This is a genomic window from Dokdonia sp. R86516, from assembly GCF_044596715.1.
Taxonomy (GTDB): domain Bacteria; phylum Bacteroidota; class Bacteroidia; order Flavobacteriales; family Flavobacteriaceae; genus Dokdonia.
The window spans coordinates 1644083-1670282 of the sequence record NZ_CP138998.1 but is presented as its reverse complement, the minus strand read 5'-3'; the positions used below and the strand labels follow the sequence as shown (position 1 = coordinate 1670282).

General features: G+C 38.5%; 25 protein-coding genes and 1 tRNA gene. 15 read left to right on the top strand and 11 right to left on the bottom strand.

Going from position 1 to position 26200, the window contains the following annotated elements:
- The first annotated feature begins 18 nt into the window (after positions 1–18).
- Both SJY23_RS07630 and SJY23_RS07625 read left to right on the top strand, forming a co-directional pair.
- Positions 19–1332, top strand: a complete 1314-nt coding sequence (locus SJY23_RS07630) for a hydroxymethylglutaryl-CoA reductase, degradative (protein ID WP_396598073.1) — start codon at positions 19–21, stop codon at positions 1330–1332.
- Between the two features lie 30 nt (positions 1333–1362).
- The gene (locus SJY23_RS07625) at positions 1363–2277 is read left to right on the top strand and encodes a GYDIA family GHMP kinase (protein ID WP_396598072.1); all 915 of its coding nucleotides are present in this window, start codon (positions 1363–1365) and stop codon (positions 2275–2277) included.
- Between the two features lie 113 nt (positions 2278–2390).
- Here SJY23_RS07625 and SJY23_RS07620 read toward each other — a convergent pair whose 3' ends face one another.
- From SJY23_RS07620 to SJY23_RS07570, 11 genes are all read right to left on the bottom strand, one after another.
- Positions 2391–4532: a peptidylprolyl isomerase gene (locus tag SJY23_RS07620; RefSeq protein ID WP_396598071.1), complete on the bottom strand. Its 2142-nt coding sequence runs from the start codon at positions 4530–4532 to the stop codon at positions 2391–2393.
- A gap of 76 nt (positions 4533–4608) precedes the next feature.
- A complete protein-coding gene (locus SJY23_RS07615; protein ID WP_396598070.1) occupies positions 4609–5907 on the bottom strand; it encodes a hemolysin family protein in 1299 nt (432 codons plus the stop codon).
- Complete coding sequence (locus SJY23_RS07610) at positions 5907–6101, bottom strand: hypothetical protein (protein ID WP_396598069.1); 195 nt, start codon at positions 6099–6101, stop codon at positions 5907–5909. The genes SJY23_RS07615 and SJY23_RS07610 overlap by 1 nt, the downstream gene beginning before the upstream one ends.
- A complete protein-coding gene (gene lptC / locus SJY23_RS07605) occupies positions 6098–6667 on the bottom strand; it encodes an LPS export ABC transporter periplasmic protein LptC (protein WP_396598068.1) in 570 nt (189 codons plus the stop codon). Before lptC ends, SJY23_RS07610 begins: the two co-directional genes overlap by 4 nt.
- On the bottom strand, positions 6667–8046 hold the full coding sequence (locus SJY23_RS07600; RefSeq protein WP_396598067.1) for a hypothetical protein: 1380 nt from the start codon (positions 8044–8046) through the stop codon (positions 6667–6669). The genes lptC and SJY23_RS07600 overlap by 1 nt, the downstream gene beginning before the upstream one ends.
- 17 nt (positions 8047–8063) lie before the next feature.
- Positions 8064–9311 carry a hypothetical protein gene (locus tag SJY23_RS07595; protein ID WP_396598066.1) on the bottom strand — a complete coding sequence of 416 codons (1248 nt, stop codon included), beginning with the start codon at positions 9309–9311 and terminating at the stop codon, positions 8064–8066.
- Positions 9304–10029 carry a type III pantothenate kinase gene (locus SJY23_RS07590; RefSeq protein WP_396598065.1) on the bottom strand — a complete coding sequence of 242 codons (726 nt, stop codon included), beginning with the start codon at positions 10027–10029 and terminating at the stop codon, positions 9304–9306. Before SJY23_RS07590 ends, SJY23_RS07595 begins: the two co-directional genes overlap by 8 nt.
- Before the next feature lie 63 nt (positions 10030–10092).
- Complete coding sequence (locus tag SJY23_RS07585) at positions 10093–10869, bottom strand: zinc-dependent peptidase (protein WP_396598064.1); 777 nt, start codon at positions 10867–10869, stop codon at positions 10093–10095.
- A gap of 19 nt (positions 10870–10888) precedes the next feature.
- Positions 10889–11737, bottom strand: coding sequence for an alpha/beta hydrolase (locus SJY23_RS07580; RefSeq protein WP_396598063.1), 849 nt, complete (start codon positions 11735–11737; stop codon positions 10889–10891).
- Between the two features lie 149 nt (positions 11738–11886).
- Complete coding sequence (locus SJY23_RS07575) at positions 11887–12675, bottom strand: hypothetical protein (protein ID WP_396598062.1); 789 nt, start codon at positions 12673–12675, stop codon at positions 11887–11889.
- A gap of 197 nt (positions 12676–12872) precedes the next feature.
- Positions 12873–12945, bottom strand: a tRNA-Phe gene (locus SJY23_RS07570).
- Between the two features lie 651 nt (positions 12946–13596).
- Between SJY23_RS07570 and SJY23_RS07565 the strand changes: the two genes are divergently transcribed.
- The 13 genes from SJY23_RS07565 (at position 13597) to arsM (ending at position 26150) form a co-directional block, all read left to right on the top strand.
- On the top strand, positions 13597–13932 hold the full coding sequence (locus tag SJY23_RS07565) for an arsenosugar biosynthesis-associated peroxidase-like protein (RefSeq protein ID WP_013750118.1): 336 nt from the start codon (positions 13597–13599) through the stop codon (positions 13930–13932).
- Positions 13933–14011: 79 nt separating this feature from the next.
- Entirely contained in the window at positions 14012–15067 is a 1056-nt protein-coding gene (arsS, locus tag SJY23_RS07560) for an arsenosugar biosynthesis radical SAM (seleno)protein ArsS (RefSeq protein WP_013750119.1), read from the top strand.
- Between the two features lie 91 nt (positions 15068–15158).
- The gene (locus SJY23_RS07555; protein WP_396598061.1) at positions 15159–15764 is read left to right on the top strand and encodes a DUF2064 domain-containing protein; all 606 of its coding nucleotides are present in this window, start codon (positions 15159–15161) and stop codon (positions 15762–15764) included.
- A gap of 66 nt (positions 15765–15830) precedes the next feature.
- Positions 15831–19046 carry a SusC/RagA family TonB-linked outer membrane protein gene (locus SJY23_RS07550; protein ID WP_396598060.1) on the top strand — a complete coding sequence of 1072 codons (3216 nt, stop codon included), beginning with the start codon at positions 15831–15833 and terminating at the stop codon, positions 19044–19046.
- 34 nt (positions 19047–19080) lie between these two features.
- Positions 19081–20520, top strand: coding sequence for a SusD/RagB family nutrient-binding outer membrane lipoprotein (locus tag SJY23_RS07545; RefSeq protein ID WP_396598059.1), 1440 nt, complete (start codon positions 19081–19083; stop codon positions 20518–20520).
- 116 nt (positions 20521–20636) lie between these two features.
- On the top strand, positions 20637–21971 hold the full coding sequence (locus SJY23_RS07540) for a sodium:solute symporter (protein WP_396598058.1): 1335 nt from the start codon (positions 20637–20639) through the stop codon (positions 21969–21971).
- Positions 21956–22783, top strand: a complete 828-nt coding sequence (locus tag SJY23_RS07535) for a metallophosphoesterase family protein (protein WP_396598057.1) — start codon at positions 21956–21958, stop codon at positions 22781–22783. Before SJY23_RS07540 ends, SJY23_RS07535 begins: the two co-directional genes overlap by 16 nt.
- Positions 22784–22855: 72 nt before the next feature.
- The gene (locus tag SJY23_RS07530) at positions 22856–23281 is read left to right on the top strand and encodes a rhodanese-like domain-containing protein (RefSeq protein WP_396598056.1); all 426 of its coding nucleotides are present in this window, start codon (positions 22856–22858) and stop codon (positions 23279–23281) included.
- Complete coding sequence (locus SJY23_RS07525; RefSeq protein WP_021778162.1) at positions 23282–23473, top strand: hypothetical protein; 192 nt, start codon at positions 23282–23284, stop codon at positions 23471–23473. It abuts the gene before it with no gap.
- Entirely contained in the window at positions 23473–23652 is a 180-nt protein-coding gene (locus SJY23_RS07520) for a hypothetical protein (RefSeq protein WP_396598055.1), read from the top strand. The genes SJY23_RS07525 and SJY23_RS07520 overlap by 1 nt, the downstream gene beginning before the upstream one ends.
- A complete protein-coding gene (locus SJY23_RS07515) occupies positions 23652–24254 on the top strand; it encodes a TIGR04282 family arsenosugar biosynthesis glycosyltransferase (RefSeq protein WP_396598054.1) in 603 nt (200 codons plus the stop codon). The genes SJY23_RS07520 and SJY23_RS07515 overlap by 1 nt, the downstream gene beginning before the upstream one ends.
- Positions 24255–24287: 33 nt before the next feature.
- The gene (locus SJY23_RS07510; RefSeq protein ID WP_035334536.1) at positions 24288–25100 is read left to right on the top strand and encodes a purine-nucleoside phosphorylase; all 813 of its coding nucleotides are present in this window, start codon (positions 24288–24290) and stop codon (positions 25098–25100) included.
- Between the two features lie 81 nt (positions 25101–25181).
- Positions 25182–26150 (top strand): arsenosugar biosynthesis arsenite methyltransferase ArsM, encoded by a 969-nt coding sequence (gene arsM, locus SJY23_RS07505; RefSeq protein ID WP_396598053.1) that lies wholly within the window; start codon positions 25182–25184, stop codon positions 26148–26150.
- The last annotated feature ends 50 nt before the right edge of the window (positions 26151–26200 follow it).

Below are 26200 nucleotides of genomic sequence, written 5' to 3'. Positions count from 1 at the left end.
TTTTATAAATACAGCTTAATGACAAAGGCAATATCAGGATTTTCAAGACTTTCAAAAACTGAAAAAATAGCGTGGCTCACGTCTACCTATTTTGAGAATCCCGCACAGGCAACTCAAGTACTATCATCTTACTGGAATGATGATAAAAAATTACAGCAGCTTCATGACGAGTTTATAGAAAACACGATTACTAATTACTACTTACCATTAGGAGTCGCTCCTAACTTTGTTATAAACAACCGCATCTACACCATTCCCATGGCTATTGAGGAAAGTTCTGTGGTGGCTGCTGCAAGTAAAGCGGCAAAATTCTGGCAAGAAAGAGGAGGTTTTAAAACTACTGTACTAGGAACCACCAAAGTAGGACAAGTACACTTCACCTATAATGGCGATGCGTCACTTTTGACTTCATTTTTTGAAAGCATCAAGCCACAGTTACTTGCAGATACCGCTGCTATCACAAAAAACATGGAGAAACGTGGTGGTGGCATTAAAGACATCACGCTCGTAAACAAAACTTCGGCGGTAGCAGATTACTACCAACTTCATTGCACGTTTGAAACGCTAGATGCAATGGGAGCCAATTTTATAAATAGTTGTTTAGAACAATTTGCAACAACACTTAAAGCAGGCTTTGAGGCAGAAGCACGCTTTCGCGAAAGCGGAGCAAACCTCTCCATCATCATGTCTATTTTATCAAACTACGTTCCAGATTGCGTAGTGCGAGCAGAGGTAAATTGCCCAGTAGCTGATCTTTCTGAAAAGAATATAGAGGGTGCAGAATTTGCTAAAAAATTCATCCAAGCGATTGCTATTGCCGAAGAAGAACCCTACCGCGCAGTGACTCACAACAAAGGGATTATGAACGGTATTGATGCAGTAATTCTTGCCACTGGAAACGACTTTAGAGCTGTAGAAGCTGGTGTACATGCATATGCCGCTAGAGACGGACAATATAGAAGTCTTACGCATGCTAGTATAGACGATGGAATATTTAAATTCTGGATTGAGGTTCCACTCGCGCTAGGAACCGTGGGCGGACTTACAAAATTACATCCGCTGGTAAAGTGGTCTATGGAGTTGCTAGAAAATCCATCTGCCCAAGAACTTATGCAAATTGTTGCTGTTGCAGGACTTGCACAAAACTTTGCAGCATTAAAATCACTTACTACAACGGGAATTCAAGAAGGACACATGAAAATGCATCTCATGAACATCCTCAACCAGATGGAAGCCACAGATACAGAAAAACAAGAAACAGTCACTCACTTTAAGACTAATACGGTTACACATAGCGCTGTTATTTCTTTTATAGAAGCACTTCGCTCATAAGTATTTAATAAAGACAAAAGAATACACTAAGTGAACTCATCCTTTTACAGCCACGGTAAGTTACTATTAACCGCAGAATATCTGGTTCTTGATGGATCAAAGGCTCTTGCGCTTCCCACAAGCAGAGGCCAAAAGCTCAGAATAAATGCGACAGAAGACCAAGGTTTGTTTTGGAAAAGCGAGCTGCATGATGGCTCCACATGGTTTGAAACCCATTTTACTTTACCCATAAAAGACTGTGCGGTTCCTAATGGGGATATCCCTCAGCGCTTACTCACCATATTACAAGCAGCACAACAACTCAATCCACAGTTTTTACAAGATCAAGAAGGGCTTATAGCTACTAGCACTTTAGAATTCCCTAAAGATTGGGGATTAGGTTCCTCCTCTACTCTTATTGCAAATATTGCTTTATGGGCGCAGATTAACCCTTACAAGCTACTTGAAATGACTTTTGGAGGTAGTGGTTATGATATCGCATGTGCAACAGCAGAAAGCGCCATTACCTATGAGAGAACCGAAAATGACCCAATCATAAAGAATGTAACATTTGATCCTGACTTTAAAGAAAGTATTTTCTTTATACACCTTAATAAAAAGCAGAATAGTAGAGAAAGCATTAAGCATTATAGAAGCTTAGACAGCAAGTTACTCATCAACGAGGTTTCTCATTTTTCTCAGCTTACCACAGCAGTCATGCAAAGCAAAACACTCCAAGATTTTGAACAATTGCTTACTGAGCACGAAATAAGACTTTCAAGTATTATCAAAACTCCTACTATTAAGAGTCAGCTATTTTCTGACTATCCATACCTCATTAAGAGTTTAGGTGGCTGGGGAGGTGATTTTGTAATGGTTACGGGAGAAACTCAAGATATGGCGTATTTTAAAAACAAAGGCTTCCACACCATCATCCCTTACAGCGAGATGATACTCGACTTCTAAGAACGAGTTACAGATAAGCTTCACGCTTTCGCGAAAGCGAACTAAAACCATGATAAACTAAAAAGGCTCGAACATTACGTTCGAGCCTTTTTAATATATATGTGATTCAACTACTAGTAAAAAGTAGCTCTATTATCTTCAATCTCTGCAGCTTCTTTAAGCGCACTAAGCACTTTAGAACTTACAGCTACTCTAGCCTTTTGAGCTTGTTGCGATGCAAAAGACGCGTAGTTTTCAAGAGCTGGTGCTTCAGTAATTTTTGTTACTTTAACCACATATACACCTCTTGAACCTTCTATAGGATCAGATATTTCACCTTCTTTTAATCCAAATGCTGCACCTACTACTTTAGGCTCATTACCTGCTCCAGCGATTGTAGGCGCATTCATAGATATTGCAGATGCAGTTTTTACAGTTTGACCTTGTGACTGTGCCATCTCTGCAAGTGTAGCTCCAGAAAGCTTTTCTTTTATGATTGCAGCTTTCTTCATGTTACGAAGTATTGGAGTTACTTGAGTAGACACATCCTCTACACGCTCTGTTCCTTCTGGAGTGCGACGAGTAACTTGCGCTACTATATAACCATTGTTTACTGGAAAACGCTTGATGTCACCTACAGAAACTTCTTCATCAAAAGCCCACTGCACGATTGCACGTTGAGCACCTTCACCTGGAAGATTTTCATCCATTGCACGTATACGCTGAACTGGTCTTACCGTATAACCATTTTCTGTCGCTACTTCTTGGAAATCTCCATCTTGTGCAGCTAGTTCAAATTTTTGAGTTGTATTATAGATAGAAGAAATTGTCTTATCTGATGGCACAATCTCTTTTACTACCGTTGCAACTTTAATTACATCTTGAAGATTCTTTTGATCTGTGATCTCAATAACGTGGTAACCAAAGTTAGTTTCTGCAACACCTACAGATCCAGTTCTGTTATCTACAATAAAATCTCTGTAACCTTCAGCAAAAAGATTAGGGTTTTGATAATCCAGGTCTCCTCCTTTTTCACTATTATTTTTATCTGAAGAAAATTCTTTTGCTAGTTCTTCAAACTTCCCTTTATTTCTTTTGATAACAGAAAGCAAACTATCTGCAAGTTTCTTTGCATCTTCTTTAGAACGAGTAGCAGATGAAGGAACCGGTCCTCTCTGTGTGTTTGTTACTGCTCCCTTAAAATCAATTAATATATGACGAGACTTTACTGAGTCTGGCATTTTTCTCACATCCATCACACGAGATAAGTTCATGTAGTTGTTGTCCTTGTAAGGACCATACACGCCACCTTTGCCTAGAGCAAATAATGTATCTGCGTTTGTTGCAGGTAAGTTCTTTTTAAAGAACCAACGATTTACATAAGGAATATCTGAATTGTCTAGTAAGAAATCTTCTACTCTATCTGTATTATCAAATCCAGCAAGTGTTTCTGTTACACCAGTTGCACCATTACGAGATGTGTACTCCTTTCTAAGTTTTGACAACTCAGCTTTAAGTGCATTTTCATCTTCTAATGAAGCTTCTTCAGAAAACTTCACAAAACGAATACTGCGAGTTTCGTCTGTTTTGTATTCTTCTTTATGCTCATTTACATATTTCTGAATTTCTTCCTTACTTACTGTCGCCTCTTCATCTGGAACAGATGTGTAAGGAACTTGTACAAATTGTATATCTACATTGTTATTATCAAGCTTGTAAGCAATCTCACCATCTTTAAGTGTAGATCCTACTCCTGCTTTGATAAGGTTATAATATATACTTTGCTTTTCTTGGTTTCTTAAATTTTCTTCAAAATTTAACCAGTTTTGGTAATCATTACGGTTCTGGCTGTCCTTAAGAGTTGCGATAAATTCTTGCATCTTACCTTCACTAAAGAAACCATCGCTATCTTGAAAACGAGGATCACTTTGCAATGCTTGCTTAAGTAATTCTTGCGTGCGGTCTTTACCTACTTCAATACCTAATTCTTCATACTGCTCCTCAAGAACAACACGATTAATCTCCTGCTCCCATACTGTATTTACAGCACGTGTAGTTGAGGCATTTGCTCCTAATCTACGTGTTTGCTCCTCTACTTTTGAAGCAAAAGCTTCACGATCAATACTTACTCCATTTATAGATGCTACACGGTTTTGCTTATCAGCATTAAAACCTCCACTATCTAAAATTGAAGAAAAAATGAATGCAAATAGCGCAAGTGCGATAATGATTATCAAAAAGATGCTCTTGCTACGTATTTTATTTAAAATTGCCATTGTCTGTTGTTTATGCTATAATAGTGGGCGAAAATACCATTTTCTCCCATAATAAAAAATAAAAAAATAAGCCAATTTAGTCTTTAGAAATACGGACTTCCAAGAGTTCAATTTTTGTGTTTGAAGTCTCAAGAATATGAAAGATTATTCCATCTATCTCAATGTTCTCTCCTTCTTGTGGTATTTCTTCTGCGTGGCTCACTACTAAACCACCTAATGTTTCATAGTTCTCACTCTCTGGAAGGTTTAACTTATATGTCTCATTAAGGTAATCTACCTCATGCCTTGCAGAAAGTTTATAGTGATCTTCCCCTAGCTGTTCTTCTATAAGCTCTGCAGTGTCATGCTCGTCTTCTATCTCACCAAAAAGCTCTTCTACTATATCTTCTACCGTCATCATGCCACTTGTACCACCATACTCATCAATGACCACACAAATACTCTTGCGCTTTTTTGTAAGCATATTAAGAACATCTTTTACAAGCATTGTCTCTGGCACATACACCACAGGCATAAGAACACTACTTATTGTTTTAGGCTTTTTAAATAACTCAAAAGAGTGCACATACCCAATAATATCATCTATTGTATCCTTGTAGACTAATATCTTAGATAACCCAGTATCAATAAATATCTTGTTTATCGCTGCTGGAGTAGTGCGCTCATCGACAGCGATAATTTCTGTACGAGGAAGCATCACCTCTCTAGACTTAACCTCAGAAAATTCGAGTGCATTTTGAAATATTTGGATTTCTGTATCTACATCATCTTGATCATTTACAGATTCCATTTGTTCAGAAATATAATTTCCCAATTCCACTTTCGTGAAAGCTAGCTGCACCTCATCTCCATCTGTTTTAAACAAATATTTAAGCACTAAGTCTGACACCCAAATTATAAAAGCGCTTAAAAAATAAAACAGCAGATAAAAAATATAAGCAGGTATTGCAAAAAACTTGAGCAGTTTGTTTGCATAAATCTGAAAAAATACTTTCGGTAAAAATTCGGCAGTAATTAGAATTACAATGGTAGAAATAATAGTCTGACTTAATAGACTAAATTCTTGGACGAATGTACCTAACCATATCAAATTTTCGCCGAAAGGCAAACTCTCAAGCCACCCTTGCAGAATTGCTCCCATAAAATAACCATACACTACTAAAGCAATATTATTACCCAGCAGCATGGTTGCGATAAACTTAGAAGGTTTGGCTGTAAGCCGAGTCAATACAATAGAAAGAAAATCATTCTGTTTTTTTTCTATCTCAATATGAATTTTATTTGCCGAGATGTATGCAATCTCCATTCCTGAGAAGAATGCAGATAATAATAACGAGCAACAAACGACAATTATCTGGACTTCAAAGCTGCCCATTAAGAGTTTTTCCTGTTTTCAAATTTCTTACGGTAGTGACGTCTAAAAAAATACATACCTACACTTACTGCAAGACAAAATAAAAAGAAATAAGCTTTAGATTGATCTTCACCCCAAAGTGTTACCACTTTATACCCTGCTAGTATTGCCACTATGATATAAACGTACTCCGTGTATTTTATATATCGCATCATAAGTCTTCTTTATTTTCTTTAACGTATTGTTTACTTACGTTGTTTAAAGATACAAAATTTGTAAAGTCTTCATTAGAATCAAAAAGGTCTCCATCATTGCGAGAACCATCTTTTGTAATAATAGTATAAGGTTGATCTGTAAAAATCCAGTTATTAGTTTGATCCCAATACAGCTGCTCTGCTTTGAGTGTAATAGAATCACTAGTTACAAGTGTCACGTTGCGCTGCAAGTCTATAAGATTTGTGTATTTGTAACGTATGGCATAATCTGAGGTAATAACATTCTCCTTGTTATCATCTATAAAGATAACCTCAACACCCTCTGGAAACTCCTCATATGGAAAAGAAGAGTTTGCATAATTCTTAATGTATGGAGTTTTAAGGTGAGCTGTAACTTTTCCAGAGTCTGTATACTTTAGATTGATACCTCTTCCTTCTGTAACGGGCCCATCAGACTTGATACTCATTTTACGTATCTCCTCTCCTTTATCACCACAACTTAAAAACAAAGTCACGGCAAAAGCCGTGACTAAGAATTTTAATATATGTCTATGTTGGAAGTACATTAGTTACCTGGAACTCTTACACTTGATCCAATCCAACATCCTATCTTGATAGTTTGACCTGCTTTTCCAGACTGGAAAACATCTGCTTTACTTGGAGCATAACCTCTGTAACTTGCAGCTGTTTTATTTGCCGTACCAGCCAGTGATGGGCTTACACGTCCAGCTCTTTCTGCTGTACTAGCAGCTAACCAGTATACCGCTCTTTTATCAAAAGTAGTCTGCCCACAGTTATTTGCACTTGCCGCATACATCGCTGCAATATTTAAATACGCCTGACCTAAAGATCCATCTTCAGATAATGCCTTATTAAATAAACCTCTTGCTTTCCCGTAGCTTCCTGCCTTTTTAGCTTGAAGTGCCAGTCTGTAATAAGCGCTTGCTCTTTCTTTTGGATCTGTTTCAAGATCAATAGCTTCTTGGTAATATCTAGACTCTGCAGCTGTATCTCCTCTGTTTCCAGCTAAGATACCTAAGTACTTTGCAGATTTTGCAGAAGGCTCAAGTCTGTGTAAGTTTTCAACCATTTGCTTAAATAAATCTGTATCAGTACAATCTTTACCCGCAAGGCGTCCAGCAGCTTTCTTAATCCATTCTTTGTCATTTTTCATTGACTCAAAATCTTTTTGGTAAAGTGGCACTAAGTTTTCACAGTTACCTAAAGCTCCCATTGCACCATCAGTACTTCCTCCAAAGATTCCAAAAGCTTTTAAGTTAGTTTCATAACCTTTTATTCTTCTTTTCTCCTTAGCACTAAGTGCTGTACCAGCCTCTTCTTTATCTAAAAGGGCTTGTAGTTTAGTATCAAGAATAGTTGCTTCTTTTCCTAATTTGCTTTGAGTATCATCATAAAGATCAAAAACATCTTGTAATGAAATTTGCTGTCCTTCTTTATATAAATCTACAGCTAGTTTAAAACGAGTATAGATGCTTTTTGCACTTGATATAGAAGCTGCATCTAGTTCAAATGCTTTTTGAAATGCATCAAACTGAGACTTCTTAGTTCCTATTTTGCTATCAAACATTATCTGAGCTTGATCTGCTGCGTTTTCACCTTTATCAGTTTTTCCTGGGAAATACTGCTCTCTTTGCTGTAGCAATAAGATTAAGTCCTGAGCTATTGCTTTCTCCTGCTCACCGCTAGCGGCTTTGAGATCTGCTTTTAGTAACTTCTCTCCATACTGGTATAATGCAAGTGACCAGTTAGGACAATCTTTTCTAAGTTTTGTAAATGGAGTTCTTGCAGCATCCCAATTTTTAACTTTTGCAGCTTCATTGAATATAGAACCTGTAGTCATACATTCTTCACTTATTTGAGCCTGAGCAGTAAATCCTACTGTCATTATTATAGCTACAAAAAGCGTGGTCAATTTAGTTTTCATAGTGTTAGGTTTTTCAATTAATTAAATTTACTCTGGACGAACCATAAGTCGTTTACTGATAAGCTTATTCCTACATTAATAAAGTTCTCTTGAATAAGACCTGAATTTGTTGTTCCTCGCTGGCCCATCTCAAACATAAGGTTAAAATTACTTATTCTACGTCCTGTTGGTAGTCCTACTCCAAAAGATATGCCAAACTCGTTTATGTCTTCGTTAGACACTACAATACCGCTCTCTTCATATCTGAACCCAGCCCTGTAAGTAATACGATCCCAGTAACTTGTAACAGAGTTATATTTAGGTATATAAAATCCTCCTATACGCATCTGAGTAGCATCATCAAATGTTACATCATCTAGTGTAAATGTTCTATTACTAAAATTGCTTGATTTCTGAGATGTATATTCTGCACCTATAAACCACTTATTTACAGCTCCTAGACCCAATCCTACAGTTAAGGTTGAAGGAAAATCAAAGTCAGTATCCTGCACATCAATCTGCTCAGCATCTACATCTGCACTTATACCTGTGTTATTAAAGATCACAGAAGCCACCTGACGTGAATTCTCTGTACCTATGTTTGAAGATGGAGAGTATTTAATAGATGAAGTAAGTTGTAACTTATCTGACACCATACGCTCATATTGAGCTGCAAAATCAAAAGTAAATCCAGAAAAATCACTACGATTACTTTCACGTGTAGCTAGCTCCACTCCTTCTTGAGACCTCAAAGCTTCATTCTGAATATTACCAAAGTTATAATGCGCACTAGCCCCGACTGTTAATCCAGGTGCTACCGTATATCCAGCAGATAAAAATGCCCTGTTAATACCACCACGACCCGTGAAGGCATTCACAACATCTTCAGTACTATCATCTAGATTATAACCCACCGTAGTATATGGCATAAGTCCAAAACTAACTCCTGCCTTTTTTGACACTGGAAAACCTATCGCTAGGTAATCAAATGTAGATTTTGAAGAGCCTTCTTCCGTAAAGCCATCTTTTGCCGTTACTTCTTGGTGGTTACCACCTACGGTAAAAGTGGTGTAACGCAATTTACCTAAAGACGCTGGGTTTAATAAATTCAAGTGTAAACTATCACTATAAGATTGTATACCTCCCATAGATTTATTTTCAACGGTACCTTTAAACTGTTGCAACCCTACTCCGTAAAAAGAATATGGAGATGTCGTAGCTCCCTCTTGTGCAAGACCCTTGAAGGCCACCATCAACACTGCTACTATAAAAAGTTTTTTAATCATTCTGATATGTTAAGATATAATTGAGGCCCTCTAGCAAAAATTTTGAGTGCGCAAAGATGCTATTTTTTAATCGTTTTGCCAAGAATTCGGCATCACCACCAGTTATTATTACTATTTCCACATTATAATGCTCTTTATAATGATTTATTGCACCGTCTATTTCAAGTAAAACCCCTTGCACTACCCCAGAGTGAATTGCTTCATCAGTACTCGTCCCCACAATATGCTCTGGCATTTGCTTTTCAAGTAGTGGTAAATTTGCAGTTAAGTTATTTAACGTCTCATAACGCAATCGTAGTCCTGGAGATATGGCCCCTCCTTTATAAGAGCCTCCTGCAGTAATAAAATCATAGGTAATACAAGTACCTGCATCTATAATGAGACCATTTTTTTTAGGATACGCTTTCGCGAAAGCGGAAACTAGCGCTATTCTATCTACTCCCAATGTATGTGGAGTGCCGTAATCATTACTAAATGGAAGTGGTGTTTTATGACTGAGTATTATAGTAGGAAATCTAAGCTGCACAGATCGCGCTTGCTCTTCAGAAAGCCTACCTACAGAAGATATAATAGCCTTCTTAATAGGATATAATCCCGCAAATTCACCTACTTCTTCTACAAAGTCTTTAAGAAGGAAGTGGTGCCAAGCCTGTAACACATCGCCATTAAAAACAGCCGTCTTGACTCTCGTGTTCCCTACATCAATAATAAGCTGCATAAATTATAGTAAGCTTCAAAAATACAAAAGCAAAGTACTCGTGGTGTTAAGGGAATGATAAAACTAAGCCGATTTATTGCCCATAAAACACATTTCTAGCATTTTATAGAGCTCTGGATGTTTTCTCTTAAACAATGCTGGACGCTCGAAGAAATACTCAGAAGCCACCGCAAAAAACTCAATCTCACTAGTCCCTCCATACTTCCGTATATCAGACTCATCATTATTTATAGCATCCATCTCCTTATACATGAGATCAAGCCATGGCATAATATATTCTTTCCCAAGCAACTGCTCTGGAACACCATCTACCACACCATCCATTTTATCAAGTAAATGAACAAATTCATGCACAGCTGTATTTCCTTTGTCTGTTTTATTTGTAAATCCAAATACGAGCGCTTTACGCGATAAAATCATATGATTCTCAAATTGCCCAGAACCCACCATACCACCTATGTTTCTATCCTCTCCCTCTGAGTGAAACTCCAAGTTTGAATTAAAATAATCTGGGTAGATGAGAACCGTGTCAAGGTTATTATAATGCCAATCCCCAAAGTTGAATATGGGAATAACAGCACTTGCAGCGACATAAATCTTATCTCTATCTGTAATTTCAAATTGCACAGCCTCCACATTTACTTCCGCGAGGAAAGCCATCATGCGCTTTTTAAAAAATGCTTGTTTCTCTGCAGGTAATTTCTGGTAAAATAACACCTCGTTACTTAAAATCTCCTCCCATGCTACAGGGAATTGTTTTGGGGTACGCTTTCGCGAAAGCGTAAAAAGACCATAGCCCATAAAAATAAAAAGAGCTGCACCAGCTATAAATAAAATCATTTGCTAAAAATACATCATCCTACTCTTGCTCGCTCATAAATTGTATAATCTCGTCATACCTATTATTTGAACCAAAAATATATTGAGTGATCATGGGCACGTGCTTTTTGTCTAGCACAATCCTGCGCGCATCTGGCTGAAATTTAATAAGCTCTTCTTTAAAGCGATTATTTGCCTCCGTAATAGAGGGATATGTTTTATTGCCTAAATAACTTAGTATAGGTGGTGTTTTATCATTAATGAAGTATATAGGAGAAGCATCTTTCCACAACTCAGGATTAGTAGTCCACGTGGTATTGTAATTATCTTTCGTACTTGGAGGGTTCTCACTCAAGTAATGATACATGTCAAGACCAGCTGCATCATTAAGTATAATCCCAGAAATATCATCTGGATTGATATTGTACTTAGGATTCATTACCGCCAGTGCCACAAGGTGCCCGCCAGCCGAATGTCCCGTGACAAAAATCCTTTCAGGATCTCCGCCATATTGAGCAGCGTTTTCCTTTGCCCACGCTATTGCTTTTGCGATTTGTGCAGCTTGATCATCATACGTAGCGTTAGGACTGAGCGTGTATCCTGGCAATACAGCAAGAATATCTTTTTGCGCAAAATTGCGCCCTAGCCACCAGTATATTTCTTTTTTGCCTTGATTCCAGTTACCACCGTGCACATAAATAAGTACGGGTGTTTTTTCTTGATTGCCAGAAGGTTCATATATATTAAGCGTAGGTGCCTCAAGATTTTCTGCTTGACTAGTGCTTATAATTTCTTCACCGAGATAAGAGATATTTTTATGCTTAGTACTTGAACAGCTCAACATAGTCACACTTAAGATTGCAATTGCTATATAGATATATGGACGCATATTTTTTTATGCGAAGCTACTTTAGAATATCACGACTGTGTGTTAAGCATATGGTAAGCAAATATTATAATTATCACAATAAGTGAGAAGAATGTGAGGTACAGATATCTTTCGCGTGAGCGACCAAGCACACCTTTCGATTCTAAAAATTAATCCAATTTCGCATACATTGAAAAACCACTATCATAAGGATCAACAAAGTGCTCCGAATTTCTTTCATAAAATTTTCTTGGAGATTCAAAACCTTCAATTATGTATGCTTTACGCTCTAGAATACTTAGACTCTTATTTTTAAAAACCGTCCATATTAGATCTTCGTAATAACTAGGGTCTACAAAGCTATCTGGGTTTTCTATTAACTCCTCCCTATATGGCTGTAAAATATCTCCAAGATCCATAAACTCTATCAATTGCCCATCCACCAGACTCATCATTAGAAATTTTCGATGAAGCCAGCCTATTCTATATGAAGAACCGTATATCCTACCCTCCTTATATCTGTCATCATAATCTTCAAATATTTTGAAGTCTTTTGTAGTTGACATCTTAAAGTAAAAATGTCGCTTAATTTTTACTAATTCTATATCTGTTAAGTCATCTACTTTTAATGGAGCTTCGATAGGATCTAGATAAAAATTGAATTCTTTAACTTTCCTAGATATATTGAGATAGAGCTGGTTATCTATAATTTTAAAACTAGAAGGGACATCCAAATAATTAGGAGTCCAAAATAAATCTCTCAAAGATTGAGGCAAAGCGAAACCACCGCAAGAATACCAACTCTTTAAATATTTCACTCTTTTGTAGATATTCCCTCCTCTGATTTGAGACCAACAGTTAATGAATTTTGTGTTTGAGTAGACCGTCCCATGAGAAAAGCCCTCTACAACAAAGTAATCATACTTCATACCCTCTTTACTATAACTCTTCCTATTCAATTTTAATAAGTTTCTTAATTAGACATTTTTTGCATTCAAAAATTTTTTCGAGTCAAAAGCTATTTATCTTATGATTCCTGAAAGATTATAAACGACTTTACATAGCGCATAAAAAAGTACGCAATATCTCTCAAATACCAATTAAATCTCAAACTTATCTAAAAACAAAAAACCCGATCAAAAGATCGGGTTTTTAGTGGTGCCTCCAGGAATCGAACCAGGGACACATGGATTTTCAGTCCATTGCTCTACCAACTGAGCTAAGGCACCTAAATATTTTTAGGTTGCTTATGTTTGTTACTCGTGTATTCTAATGATTATCAGGATAACGTCTAGTAGCTTTCGTAAGCGGTTGCAAATATAAAACCTTTCTGAACTCTGGCAAGTATTTTTTCAAATAAAATTCATTTTTTTTGAAATTAATTTCTTGTTTACAATCATAAGAACATTACCCAAAATCATAAACCATCTGTTCCTCACACACTTCCGATGGAAAAAGGATTGTTGAAGGAAAATGTGAATGTGATGGAGAATTTGGAAAATATTGTGGTTCTAAGCACAATCCTAGACTTCCTACGAGCTCATAGCCCTCTTTACCACTTGCAAGCAAAATAGATTTTCCACTAAAAAACTGTAATCCCAACGAAATACAACGAGTTTTTATAATGACAGTGTGATCTAAACCTCACTTTGAGAAGCTTGACTCACAATTCCTGCTAACTCACTACTATAAATTTAAAAATTTCTTCACCGCTAGCTATAAAGCCAAAAGTCGTTTTAGTTATAGTCATATCAATGGTTCCTATGTTAATGTACAGCTAGAATTACAAGACATCAAAACTTCAATCTAATTTTCTACGTAAGTAATTGGGAGTGGTTACGATTAAAGGTATATTCGTGTGTTTACACAACAATTTTATTATGGCAGATCAATATTACGACCCAAAAGATTTAAGAAAATTCGGAAAAATCACGGAGTGGAGTGAAGAGTTAGGAACTAAGTTTTTTGACTACTACGGTAAAGTTTTTGAAGAGGGAGCACTCACTGCGCGTGAGAAATCGCTCATCGCACTTGCCGTTGCCCACACAGAGCAGTGCCCATATTGCATAGATGCATATACTAAAGACGGCCTACAGAAAGGAATCACTAAGGAAGAGATGATGGAGGCTGTACACGTAGGTGCCGCTATAAAAAGTGGTGCGACGCTCGTACACGGCGTGATGATGATGAATAAAGTAAATAAACTAGACGGGTAGTTTTACGCTTTTGCGAAAGCGTACTCATACAGATTTCCAACCAAAAGAAATCAACACTACAAACGACAAACATTTTTAAATGTCAGCAACAAAATCACTGAAGAAAGAAGGTAGCGAACTCGCACAAGCAAACAAGCAGATAGAAATTTTATCTAATGGTATTTTTAAGGACGAACTACCTACGTTTGCTAAAAAAATAAAAGAGACCAACCAGCTACCGTTACGCCCTAACAAACTAGAAATACTCCAAATAAACGTGGGGTATATGTGTAATCAAGTGTGTGATCACTGTCACGTAGATGCTGGTCCAGATCGCAAGGAGATTATGACTTGGGAGACTATGGAACAATGTCTCGAAGTGATACGCAACACAGGGGCTCACACGCTAGATCTTACTGGTGGTGCGCCAGAGATGAATCCGCATTTTAGACGTTTTGTAGAAGAAGCGAGTAAGGCGGGGATTAAAGACTTTATTGTGCGTTCTAATCTTACTATTATACGTGCAAATAAAAAGTACTACGACCTTCCAGATTTCTTTAAAAAACACAATGTACACGTCATCTCATCTATGCCACACTGGACACGTGGTAAAACAGACAAGCAACGTGGTGATGGTGTTTTTGACAAGTCTATAAAAGCATTACAAGAGCTTAACGAGCGTGGCTACGGTATGCCAGGGAGCGACTTAAGACTAGACCTAGTTTACAATCCATCTGGAGCTTTCTTACCGGGAGACCAAGCAAGTATGGAGAAGGATTTTAAAAAGGCACTTATGGAGGATTTTAATATCCAGTTCCACAACCTTTTTGCAATCACAAACTTACCTATAGCACGATTTTTAGATTACCTCATCGCATCAGAAAACTATGAGGATTATATGTATCAACTTGTAGAGGCATATAACCCTGCCGCAGTAGAAAATGTAATGTGTAAAAACACAATTTCAATAAGCTGGGATGGTTATTTATTTGATTGTGATTTTAATCAAATGCTAGAATTACCAGTGGCGAGTAGTGTAAAGCACATTAAAGATTATAATGAAGATTTACTTAATGATCGTAACATAATGATCTCTCAGCACTGTTATGGTTGTACTGCAGGTGCAGGAAGTAGTTGTCAAGGAACTGTTGCTTAATACTTAGAAAATCACGACACCAAAAACCGCCATACTCATATTTGCTCAAACAGCAACTACCGAAGCTTCTCGCAAGAAGCTCGGGCAGTCTATGGCTTTATTTAAAGAGCTCAATAGGCAAACTATTGCTACGGCACGCAAGACGGGAATTCCCTATGTTATTTTTTCTGAAAATGAGCAGGTAGGAAACACCTTTGGCGAGCGTTTTACAAATGCGCTTACCTCGGTTTTTGACAGTGGTTATGACCAAGTTATAACCATAGGTAATGACACTCCGCACCTTTCGGCGGGGCATATTCTTTTAGCACAAGAAAAGCTCAAGCAATCTGCACTTGTTATTGGTCCGAGTACAGATGGCGGTTGTTATCTAATGGGGATTAAAAAGAACCATTTTAAGTCTGAGCAGTTTAAAAATTTACCGTGGCAGTCTAGTAAACTGGGTGTTATTATTTCTGATACGCTTTCGCGAAAGCGCACAAACCTTTACCTCCTTGAAACCCTTTCAGATCTTGACACATTTGCAGATTTACAGCAGATGCTCAAAGAGACTTCCACATTATCAAAAAGATTATTACAACTTATACAAAACATAGTAAATCAAGGTCTTTCTCTTGATTACCATACTACAAACCGATTCTTTGAGTCGCTCACTAAAAGCCACTTTAACAAAGGATCACCATCATTAGTTAGTATTTAAATCTTGTAAGCCACAACAGTTTACAGTCATTCTTAGATTTTCTTAATTACCAACTAATACACTTTGATGAAATCATTTTATCTTAGTATGCTCTTGCTTTTTACAGCAAGTTTGTATGCTCAAACAACCGTTACCGGAACCGTTACAAACGCAGAAGATAACACCACAATACCTTTTGTAAATGTCCTTGTAGAAGGCACAAACCAAGGAACTATTACAGACGAAAATGGTGTTTACACCATTACCATACCTACGGATGCATCCGTGTTGAAATTCTCTTCGCTCGGTTATAGCTCACAATTAATTACTGTAGCTGGGAGAACGCAAATAGATGTTACACTAAGCATCTCACAGGAGGGACTTGACGAGGTGGTAGTAACCGCCCTGGGCGTAAAACGCAACACAAGAGAACTAGGTTATACAGTACAAACCATCAATGCAAAAGATATAGACGAGGTAAAGTCTGTAAACTTTCTAGACAACCTTTCTGGTAAGCTTGCTGGTGTTACTATCACTCAAGGAGCCACGGGTGTAGGATCTTCATCACGTATAAGTATACGTGGAGAAGCTTCTTTTTCTAATAACAATCCGCTGTTTGTGGTAGATGGCGTACCTATTAATAACAACACTGTTTTTAACTTCACAAATGAAGCAGCCGCAGGTTTTCAAGAAGTAGATTTTGGGAACGGCGCGATGGAAGTAAATCCAGATGACATAGCTTCTGTTTCTGTACTTAAAGGTCCAAGTGCTGCCGCACTATACGGTACACGTGCATCAAATGGAGTCATTGTTATTGAGACTAAAGATGGTAGCAAGAAAAAAGGACTTGGTATAAGCATTAACTCTTCTATCTTTTTAGACAGTGCTTTCCAACTTCCAGATTTCCAAAACGAGTATGGTCAAGGGCAAGGAGGCGTTTTTGAATATGTAGATGGCCTCGGAGCAGGAATCTCAGATAACATTACGTACTCTTGGGGACCTAGACTAGATGCTGGAATTTTAATTCCGCAATTTGATAGTCCGGTGACGCTTGCAGACGGGACGATTGTACGTGGTGGAGATACAGCTTTATACAATGGACTTGCCATCACTCCTACAGAATTTAGGTCAAACCCAGATAACCTAAAAGACTTTTATGAAACTGGAGTGACCACCATAAATAATGTATCTGTCTCTAGCGGATTTGACAAAGGTGATTTCCGTATATCGTTTACAGACCTACGCAGTGAGTCTATCATCCCTGGTGTGAACTTAGATAGACAAACCATCGCGACTAAACTCAACTTTAAGCCAACAGACAAAACTAAAATCAAGGCGAGCATTAGCTATGTGAATTCTGGAAGCGATAACCGCCCATCAAACGGATACGGAAGTGAGAATGTAAATTACTCACTCGTTGCCTGGGGACCTCGCTCTCTTAATATAGACAGCCTACGTGATTACTGGCAGCCAGGACTAGAAGGTGTGCAGCAGTACTCTTTTAACTACACCTTCTTTGATAATCCGTTTTTCATCTTAGAAGAAAACAGAAACTCTTTTAATCGTGATCGCGTTTTTGGCAACATAGCCCTTACACAGACACTCGCCAAAAATCTTGATCTTACCATACGCACAGGAATGGATTACAGTAGTGAGAAACGACAGTTTTTAAGAAACTTTAGTTCTAACCGTTTCCAGAATGGTGGCTATGCAGAGCACGATGTTTTTTATCGTGAGATCAACACAGACTTCTTACTTAACTATGATAATAAATTTGGCGACTTCTCGCTAGATGTAAGTCTTGGAGGTAATCGCCTATCACAAGTAGCTTCTACAAAACAAGTGCAAACTACAAATCTTGCACAACCAGGCATCTTTAACCTTAACAATGCCGCATCACCTATAGAAGCATTCCAATTTGAATCTGAAAAACGTATCAACTCTTTTTACGGAGTGGCAAAATTGGGCTACAAGAACTTTTTATATCTAGATGTTACTGGACGTAATGACTGGTCAAGCGCACTTGCAACACCTTTTAGCGCAGATAATACTTCTTTTTTCTATCCTTCGGCTAGTTTGAGTTTTATAGGATCTAACGTTTGGGAACTTCCAGAGGCAATAAGCTATTTACAATTAAGAGCAAGTGTTGCTCAGGTGGGTAATGACACTAATCCTTTCCAAACTTCTGGAGCGTTTATCGCACAAACTCCTTTTGAAGGGCAGCCTACTTTTAGCGCACAAAACTTTATCCCTAATGCAAACCTTAAACCAGAGCAAACTACATCGTACGAGATAGGTACAGACATACGTTTCTTTAAAGACAGATTTAATGTAGACTTCACGTACTACAACGCCCTTACCAAAGATCAGATTATCTCCTTACCTATTGCTATTTCCTCAGGCTTTAATCAGCAGGTGGTAAATGGTGGTGAGGTGCGCACTTCGGGTATCGAGGTCATTGCAGGCATCACTCCTATCGTAAATGAAAACTTTAGATGGAACACGACCTTTAACTTCAGCACTAATAAATCTGTAGTTGAAAGTCTACCGCAATCTGATGGTCGTCTTACGCTTGCCTTTAGCCGTATTTATGACAGCGCAAACCAAACCGTATTTTTTCAAGTAGAAGAAGGCGGGGAAGTTGGCGATATTTATGGAACAGGCTACCTACGTAATGACGATGGTGATTTTATCATTGATAATAACGGGCGCTTTATCGCAGATAACAACCTCAAGAAAATAGGAAACTACACCGCAGATTTTAACCTAGGGTGGAACAATGATTTCCGCTACAAGCAGTGGAGTGCTTCTTTCTTATTTGACTGGCGTCAAGGTGGAGATATTGTCTCAAGAACGCGAGCGCTAGGTAATGTAGGAGGCCAACTAGCAGAAACAGCTTTCCGCCCAGAAGAGGGAATTATAGCACAAGGAGTTGTAAACACAGGTACTGCGGCAAATCCAAATTTTGTTCCAAACACCACGGCAGTTTCGGCAGAGAGTTACTACCGCCAGTTTTATGACCGTAACCACGAAGAAAACAACATTTATGACGCCTCGTTCTTAAAACTTCGTCAGTTTTCGATAGGATATTCTTTCAAGCTAAAAGATGGATTTATCGGTCTTAAAGAAGGTGTAGACGTAAATCTATCACTTATAGGACGCAATCTTTTTGCTATCACAGAAAACCCACATTTTGACCCAGAGCAACTCGCAGTGCAGGGACAAGGATTTGTGAGCGGTGTAGAAGATTTGAGCTATGCTACAACAAGAAGCTTCGGATTTAAGGCAGGATTTAACTTTTAACGCTTTCGCGAAAGCGTAACATAAAACATTACAAATGAAACATTTTTTATACATCACTTCCCTCCTGCTTTTACTTGGAATGAGTAGTTGCACAGAAGATTTTGAAGAAATAAACACAAACCCAAATGATCCCGTAAGTGTACAGCCTAGCTTGTTATTGCGACAAGTTATTTATGACTACGGAGAGCAAATGAGTTACGAAGGTTTTGTGGCTGGAGATTTACTATCGCAGCACAGAACGGCTCTTGACTTTAATCTTTTTGATCGTCACGCCTTAAAATCACCGCAGCTAGGTGGAAATCCTTGGCCTATTTTTTATACGAATTTAAGAGACAATGAGATTATCTTACAGCAGGCGCAAACTAATGTGACCTTTGCCGTTTATGAAGGTCCTGCTCTTATCCTCAAGGCTTATATGGCGGCTGGGCTTACAGATCTTTTTGGCGATGTTCCTTACTCAGAAGCGTTTAATGGAATAGATGGTACGGTAACACCAGCTTATGATACGCAGGAGGCTATATATACTGGAGCAGATGGTATTCTAGCAAATCTAGATGCAGGAATTGCTGCTATTGAGGCTTATGATGATGTCATCCCGCTAGAAGGAGATATACTTTATGATGGTGATTTACAAGCTTGGGTACGCTTTGCAAACAGTCTTAAAATCAAACATCTTTTACGTATCTCAGATCGTGTAGATGTAAGTGCAGATTTACAAGCGCTGGTTAATGAGGATAACTTTATATCAAGTAATAGTGATAATGCTGTTTTTAACTTTAGCAATACGGAGCCTAACAGTTTTAGACTTGCACAATTGCGTGTGGGTGACTTTAACAACTTTGTGCTTTCTGAAACGATGGAAACCATTCTTGTAGACCTTGAAGACACGAGGCTTAATACGTTCTTTAGACCAGCATCAAATACTGACGATTTTAACGGACTTATAAATGGAATAGATGCAACCTCAACGGCTGCCGTGCTTGGAGATTTATCACTTGCAGGTACTGCCTTTAGAGAAGACACCTCTGTGCTAGATGCCAACTTTATGACGGCTTGGGAGACTTCGCTAGCACTCGCCGAAGCTGCCCAGCGCGGACTTATCACCGCAGATGCGCAGGCACTTTATGAAAACGGCGTGACACTCGCTTTTGAATACTGGCAAACACCTTTACCAGCAGATTATCTTACTGGCAATGCTGCTTTCAATAATGCAGATAGTTCGCCGCTTGAGCAAATACTTACTCAGAAATGGATTGCAAACATCATAAACGGCTATGAAGGTTGGATAGAATATAGACGCACCGGTTTTCCTGAGTTTATGGATGTGCAAGCAAGTCTTAATGACGGTTTAATTCCCGTACGTATGCCTTACCCATCTGAAGAAGAAGCGCTCAATGCAGATAATTACCAGACGGCATTTGATGCGACAGATGGCAATAGCCTTAATGTACGCGTGTGGTGGGATGTAGATTAGTGAATTGTGGGAGGGTACTGCGGACATCTCCCCTACCCCCTCTTCAAAGAGGGGAACTTTTGTGGAATACACTTTCCTGACGGAAAGTGATAAATATTAGAATAAGGAACTTATATATGAATGTAGAAATCTGGCAATGGGGATTAATTATAGCATCGAGTGTGTTGATGTTTGTGCTGTCTCCACTTGCCAAAAGTCCTGATGAGTTTTTTAAGGCTACGCATCGTAAGAAGTCTCCTAATGTGTGGATGCTTACGGGTAGTCTCATTATCTCGTGGATTTTTGCAAAGAGTATAACCAATGCTGCTAACCTAGGTCTGAGTTTTGGGATGGTGGGTGGTGTGGCTTATGCGGGTTACTACCTCTCCTTTGCTGTGGCTGGTGTGATTATCTACCAGATGCGTTTGCAAGGTGGGTTTACAAGTATACATCAGTTTCTAACTTCTCGCTTTGGAAAAGGAGCGATGCGCTTATTTTCTGTGCTCATTGCCATTAGGCTTTTTAATGAGGTGTGGAGTAACACGATGGTGATAGGTTCTTACTTTGGAGAGATGGGAAGCACTCCTTACTATTGGGCGATTCTGGTCTTCACGACACTCACTCTTGCTTATGCGCTCAAGGGCGGATTGAGCAGTTCTATATTTACAGATGTGATACAGATGGGATTATTCTCCATACTGCTATGTGTGATTTTATGGAGTATATTTTCGGTAGATGATTTTAGTGTGAAGGAAGTTGCGACTTCTGGAACGTGGAGTTTTGATCTTGGATTAAATTTGCTATTTGCAGCCTTGTTGCAGTCATTTTCATATCCCTTTCACGATCCTGTATTGACAGATAGAGCTTTTTTAAGTTCGCCTAAGGTTACCCTACGTAGCTTTCTAATCGCCTCGGTATTGGGAGCTGCTTGTATTATCTTGTTTAGTGTTATAGGTGTATATGCCCAATCACAAGGAATGGCAGGTCAAGCCGCGGTAGAAGTTGGTAAAGCTTTTGGTGTAGTCATATTGTTAGTCATCAACTTTATTATGATTACCTCGGCGGCATCTACGCTAGATAGTACATTCTCGTCATTTTCAAAATTACTTTCAGTCGATTTAAATTTGGGTAAAAATCTTTCGTTTGGGAGATTATCTATGGCTATAATTGCCATATTGGGAACCATTCCCATATTTCTTAATGCAGAGATTTTAAGCGCTACAACCATATCTGGAACGATGGTAATTGGACTAACGCCAGTGTTTTTATTTTGGCGAAAGCCAGCCCCAAAAATTAGTTATTACTTGAGTGTAGTGACGGGTATTATTTTTGGCTTCATATTAGTTTTTGATGCCTTACCACTGTCATTACAATTTACAACAGGATCTTATGCTGCGTTACTTTGGACAAACGTCTGGGGCATCACAGCCTGCACCATATTATACCTCATACCACGATGGATAAAAAGATAAAAAACATAGGTAATCTCACCGGCAAAGTACTCCTTTATGGCGGTGTGTATAGCAATCTACAAGCGCTAGAGAAACTAAAATCTATTGCAGAACAACAAGGGATTGCACCAGAAAATTGCATATGCACTGGAGACATCGTGGGATATTGTGCGCAGCCTGAAGAAACCGTACAACTCTATAAAATATGGGGAACACACGGTATTGCAGGTAATGTAGAAAAACAACTGAGTGAGGGCGCAGAAGATTGCGGGTGCGATTTTAGAGAAGGATCGCGTTGTGATGGTTTTAGCCAGCTGTGGTATCCCTATGCACAAAGCAAACTCTCTAAGAATTCGCTAGACACCATCGAGGCGCTTCCAGACCATATTACATTTACCTACGCTGGTAAAGAGGTGACGGTTGTACACGGCTCATATAATCATATTTCTGAATTTATATTTAAATCTACACCTTGGGAAATAAAAGGTTCAAATTTTGATGCAACCCAAAGTGATGTAATTGTTGCAGGACATTGTGGCCTGCCTTTTCATACGGAGCAAGAAGATAAACTCTGGCTCAACCCTGGCGTGATTGGGATGCCAGCAAATGATGGTTCTACCGAAGTCTGGTATGCCATTCTAGATGACACTTCTGGCAATCTTAGCTATGAACATCATACCTTTGCATATAATTACAAGCTCACTAGCCAGTTAATGCAAAACGGCTTGCTGCCAGAAGAGTATGCGCGTACCATCGTAACTGGCATCTGGGACAATACAGAAATACTGCCACCTGTAGAGAGTGGCTTACAAGGATTTGGCATCAAATTATAAAGACCTATTATCAAAAAAATCACATACATACTCATCTTTCTCATAAGCGCTATAAGTGTTGGGCAATCAGATATGGACTTGTTATTAAAACAGTACAACACGCGCTCTGTTCCTTATATTTCTGTGCAAGAACTCAAGATGGAAATGAATGATTACTTGATTCTTGACACTCGTAAAAAGGAAGAGTTTGACGTGAGTCATATCCCTGGAGCGGTGTGGGTTTCTGAGAAGGTAAATGATAGTATGTACGCTTTCGCGAAAGCAAAAAAAGATCAACCTATCGTCGTTTATTGCTCAGTAGGGATACGCTCTGAAGATTTTGGCGAGCGACTGAAGAAGAAAGGATTTACAAACGTCAAAAATCTATACGGAAGCATATTTGCTTGGAAAGATGAAGGCTACGAAATTCAAAACAAGAACAAACAACCAACCGACTCTGTTCACGTATTTTCCAAAGTTTGGGGGAAGTATTTAAAAACAGGACATAAAGTTTACTAGATGAATAAATATATACCACTCATTTTTATAGGACTCACCATAGGAGGATTTGCTTTACTGGCTTATCATCTTACTAACGAGACATCCACTTGGAAAGACTATCTCTCTAGTAGTCTCATTATTATTGCAAATATTGGGATGTTTATAGCTATTAAAAAAAGTGACCAGTGGACAAAAAAAGATGATGAGTAATGACTAGAAAGAAAATCATACTCATATTTATCATACTCCTTATCCTATTACTCGCACTTACTGTAAGCAAGCTAAATTTTGAAAACCTAGGTTGGTCTATTAATGCGAGTATATACCAGCAGCTCATCACGATGGCGCTTATGTTTTTGTACCTCGTATATAATTATAGAAAGCAATAATGAAAAAAAATATAGTACTCATATTCACCAGAAATCCAGAACTAGGCAAAGTAAAAAGCAGACTAGCCAAAGGTGTAGGTCAAGAAAACGCTCTTGAGATTTACAAGAAGCTCTTGTCACACACCAAGGACGTAGTAAGCACTTTAAATTGTACTAAGCGGGTAGGCTACTCTGTGAAGGTGCGCGATAATGATATGTGGGATAATGCTATTTTTGAAAAATTCCAGCAAGAAGGTGAAGATCTAGGGGTGCGTATGTATAATGCATTTGAAAAAGCCTTTGCAGATGGGTATGACAATGTACTCATTGTAGGTAGTGACCTTTATGACTTGCGCGCTTCTCACATAAATGAGGCTTTTGACGCGCTACACTCTAATGATGCCGTAATAGGCCCAGCCCAAGATGGTGGTTATTATTTATTGGGGATGAACAAGCTTGTAAAAGACGTATTTTACAATAAAGAATGGGGTGGCGATACGGTACTTGCAGGTACTATGAATGATCTAGCAATGGCAAAAGTTCATCAACTTGAAACCCTTAACGACATTGACTTTGCAGAGGACTTAAAACCATATGCTGAGTTTGCTCAGTATTTACAATAACAAGAAAATTTAATACGTTTAAAAAAACATATTATGGAAAAATATATCATAGAAACAGCAGATTACTTAAAAAGCAAAGGCTTTGAAAATCCTGAAGTAGGTATCATTTTAGGCACTGGTCTTGGGCAACTTATTGATCGTGTTGAGATAGAACACACCGCGAGCTATAATCATATCCCTAATTTTCCAACGGCAACGGTAGAGTTCCACACAGGTAAATTAATTTACGGTACGCTAGAAGGCAAAAAGGTTATCATTATGCAAGGCCGTTTTCACGTGTATGAAGGCTACTCACTTACAGATGTAACTTACCCAGTACGTGTGATGCACGCTTTAGGCATCAAGCACCTATTAGTATCTAATGCTTCTGGAGCGATTAACCTTGATTTCAAAAAAGGAGAATTAATGCTCATAGATGATCACATTAATCTTCAAGGAGGATCACCGCTAGCTTTTAAAGGAGTAGAAAAAATGGGAGAGCGCTTTGTAGATATGAGCGCACCTTATGATGCTGCTATGAACAATACGCTACGCACTATTGCAAAAGACAATGGCATAAATTTACACGAGGGAGTATATGCATCTGTAGTAGGCCCACAGCTGGAAACTCGCGCAGAGTATCGCTACTTAAGAATTATAGGAGCAGATGCTGTAGGGATGAGTACCGTACCAGAAATTATCGTAGCAAATCACTTAAAACTTCCAGTGGTGGCAGTATCGGTTCTTACAGATGAGTGTGACCCAGACAACCTTAAGCCAGTAGATATTCCAGAAATAATTGCAATGGCTGGTAAGGCAGAGCCAGAGATGATTACGCTCTTTACGGGATTGATTAAATCTTTGTAAAGTACGCTTTCGCGAAAGCGGAATCTAAACCAAAAGATATCATTATTACATACAAACTACTATCTATTTAAACAACGAGTTATGAGTTACCTTAATGCTACAAATGATCTTTATAAAGAAGCAGCACTTACACCAGATGTAGGACTGTGCTGTACTACAAATCCTATCTGGGAATTACCAGGATTAAAGATCCCAAAGATAATGCAGGAGATGAATTACGGTTGCGGAAGCACTGTAAATGCTCGTGATCTTACTAATGAGCCTAAGATGCTATATGTAGGTGTAGGTGGTGGTATGGAGCTATTACAGTTTGCATACTTTAACCGTAATAAAGGTGGCGTAGTAGGTGTAGATGTGGTGGATGAAATGCTAGAAGCGTCTCGCAAAAACTTTATAGAAGCAGAGAAGTTGAACCCTTGGTTTAAAAGCGAATATGTAGATCTTCAAAAAGGAGATGCCCTTAACCTTAATGTGGCAGATAACTCTATAGACGTAGCTGCACAAAACTGCCTCTTCAACATCTTTAAAGCAGAAGATTTAAAACGCGCCATTGCAGAGATGTATCGCGTGCTTAAACCTCACGGCAAGCTTGTAATGAGCGACCCTACTTGTGAGCAAGAAATGAATGAGGAATTACGTAATGATGATCGTTTACGTGCGCTTTGTCTTTCTGGAAGTCTACCCATAGCCGAGTATGTAAAAGCACTTACAGATGCTGGTTTTGGCACCATTGAGATAAGAGCTCGTAAGCCATATAGAATACTTAATCCTGGAGCATATCCTACAGATGAGCTCATTTACATTGAGTCTATTGAAGTAGCAGCAATCAAAGATCCTATGCCAGCAGACGGACCTTGTATTTTTACAGGTAAAGCTGCTATTTATTATGGAGAAGAAGATTTTTTTGATGATAAGCTAGGACACATCCTTCTTAAAAATCAGCCGCTGGCTATTTGTGATAAAACAGCAGGAGCACTTGCTGCTTTAGGTCGTGATGACATCTTTATAAGCGAGTCAACGTATCACTATGATGGTGGTGGATGTTGCTAGGCGAATAACTATAAAATGGGCACACTTGTAAGGATTCAAATCTATTGAAA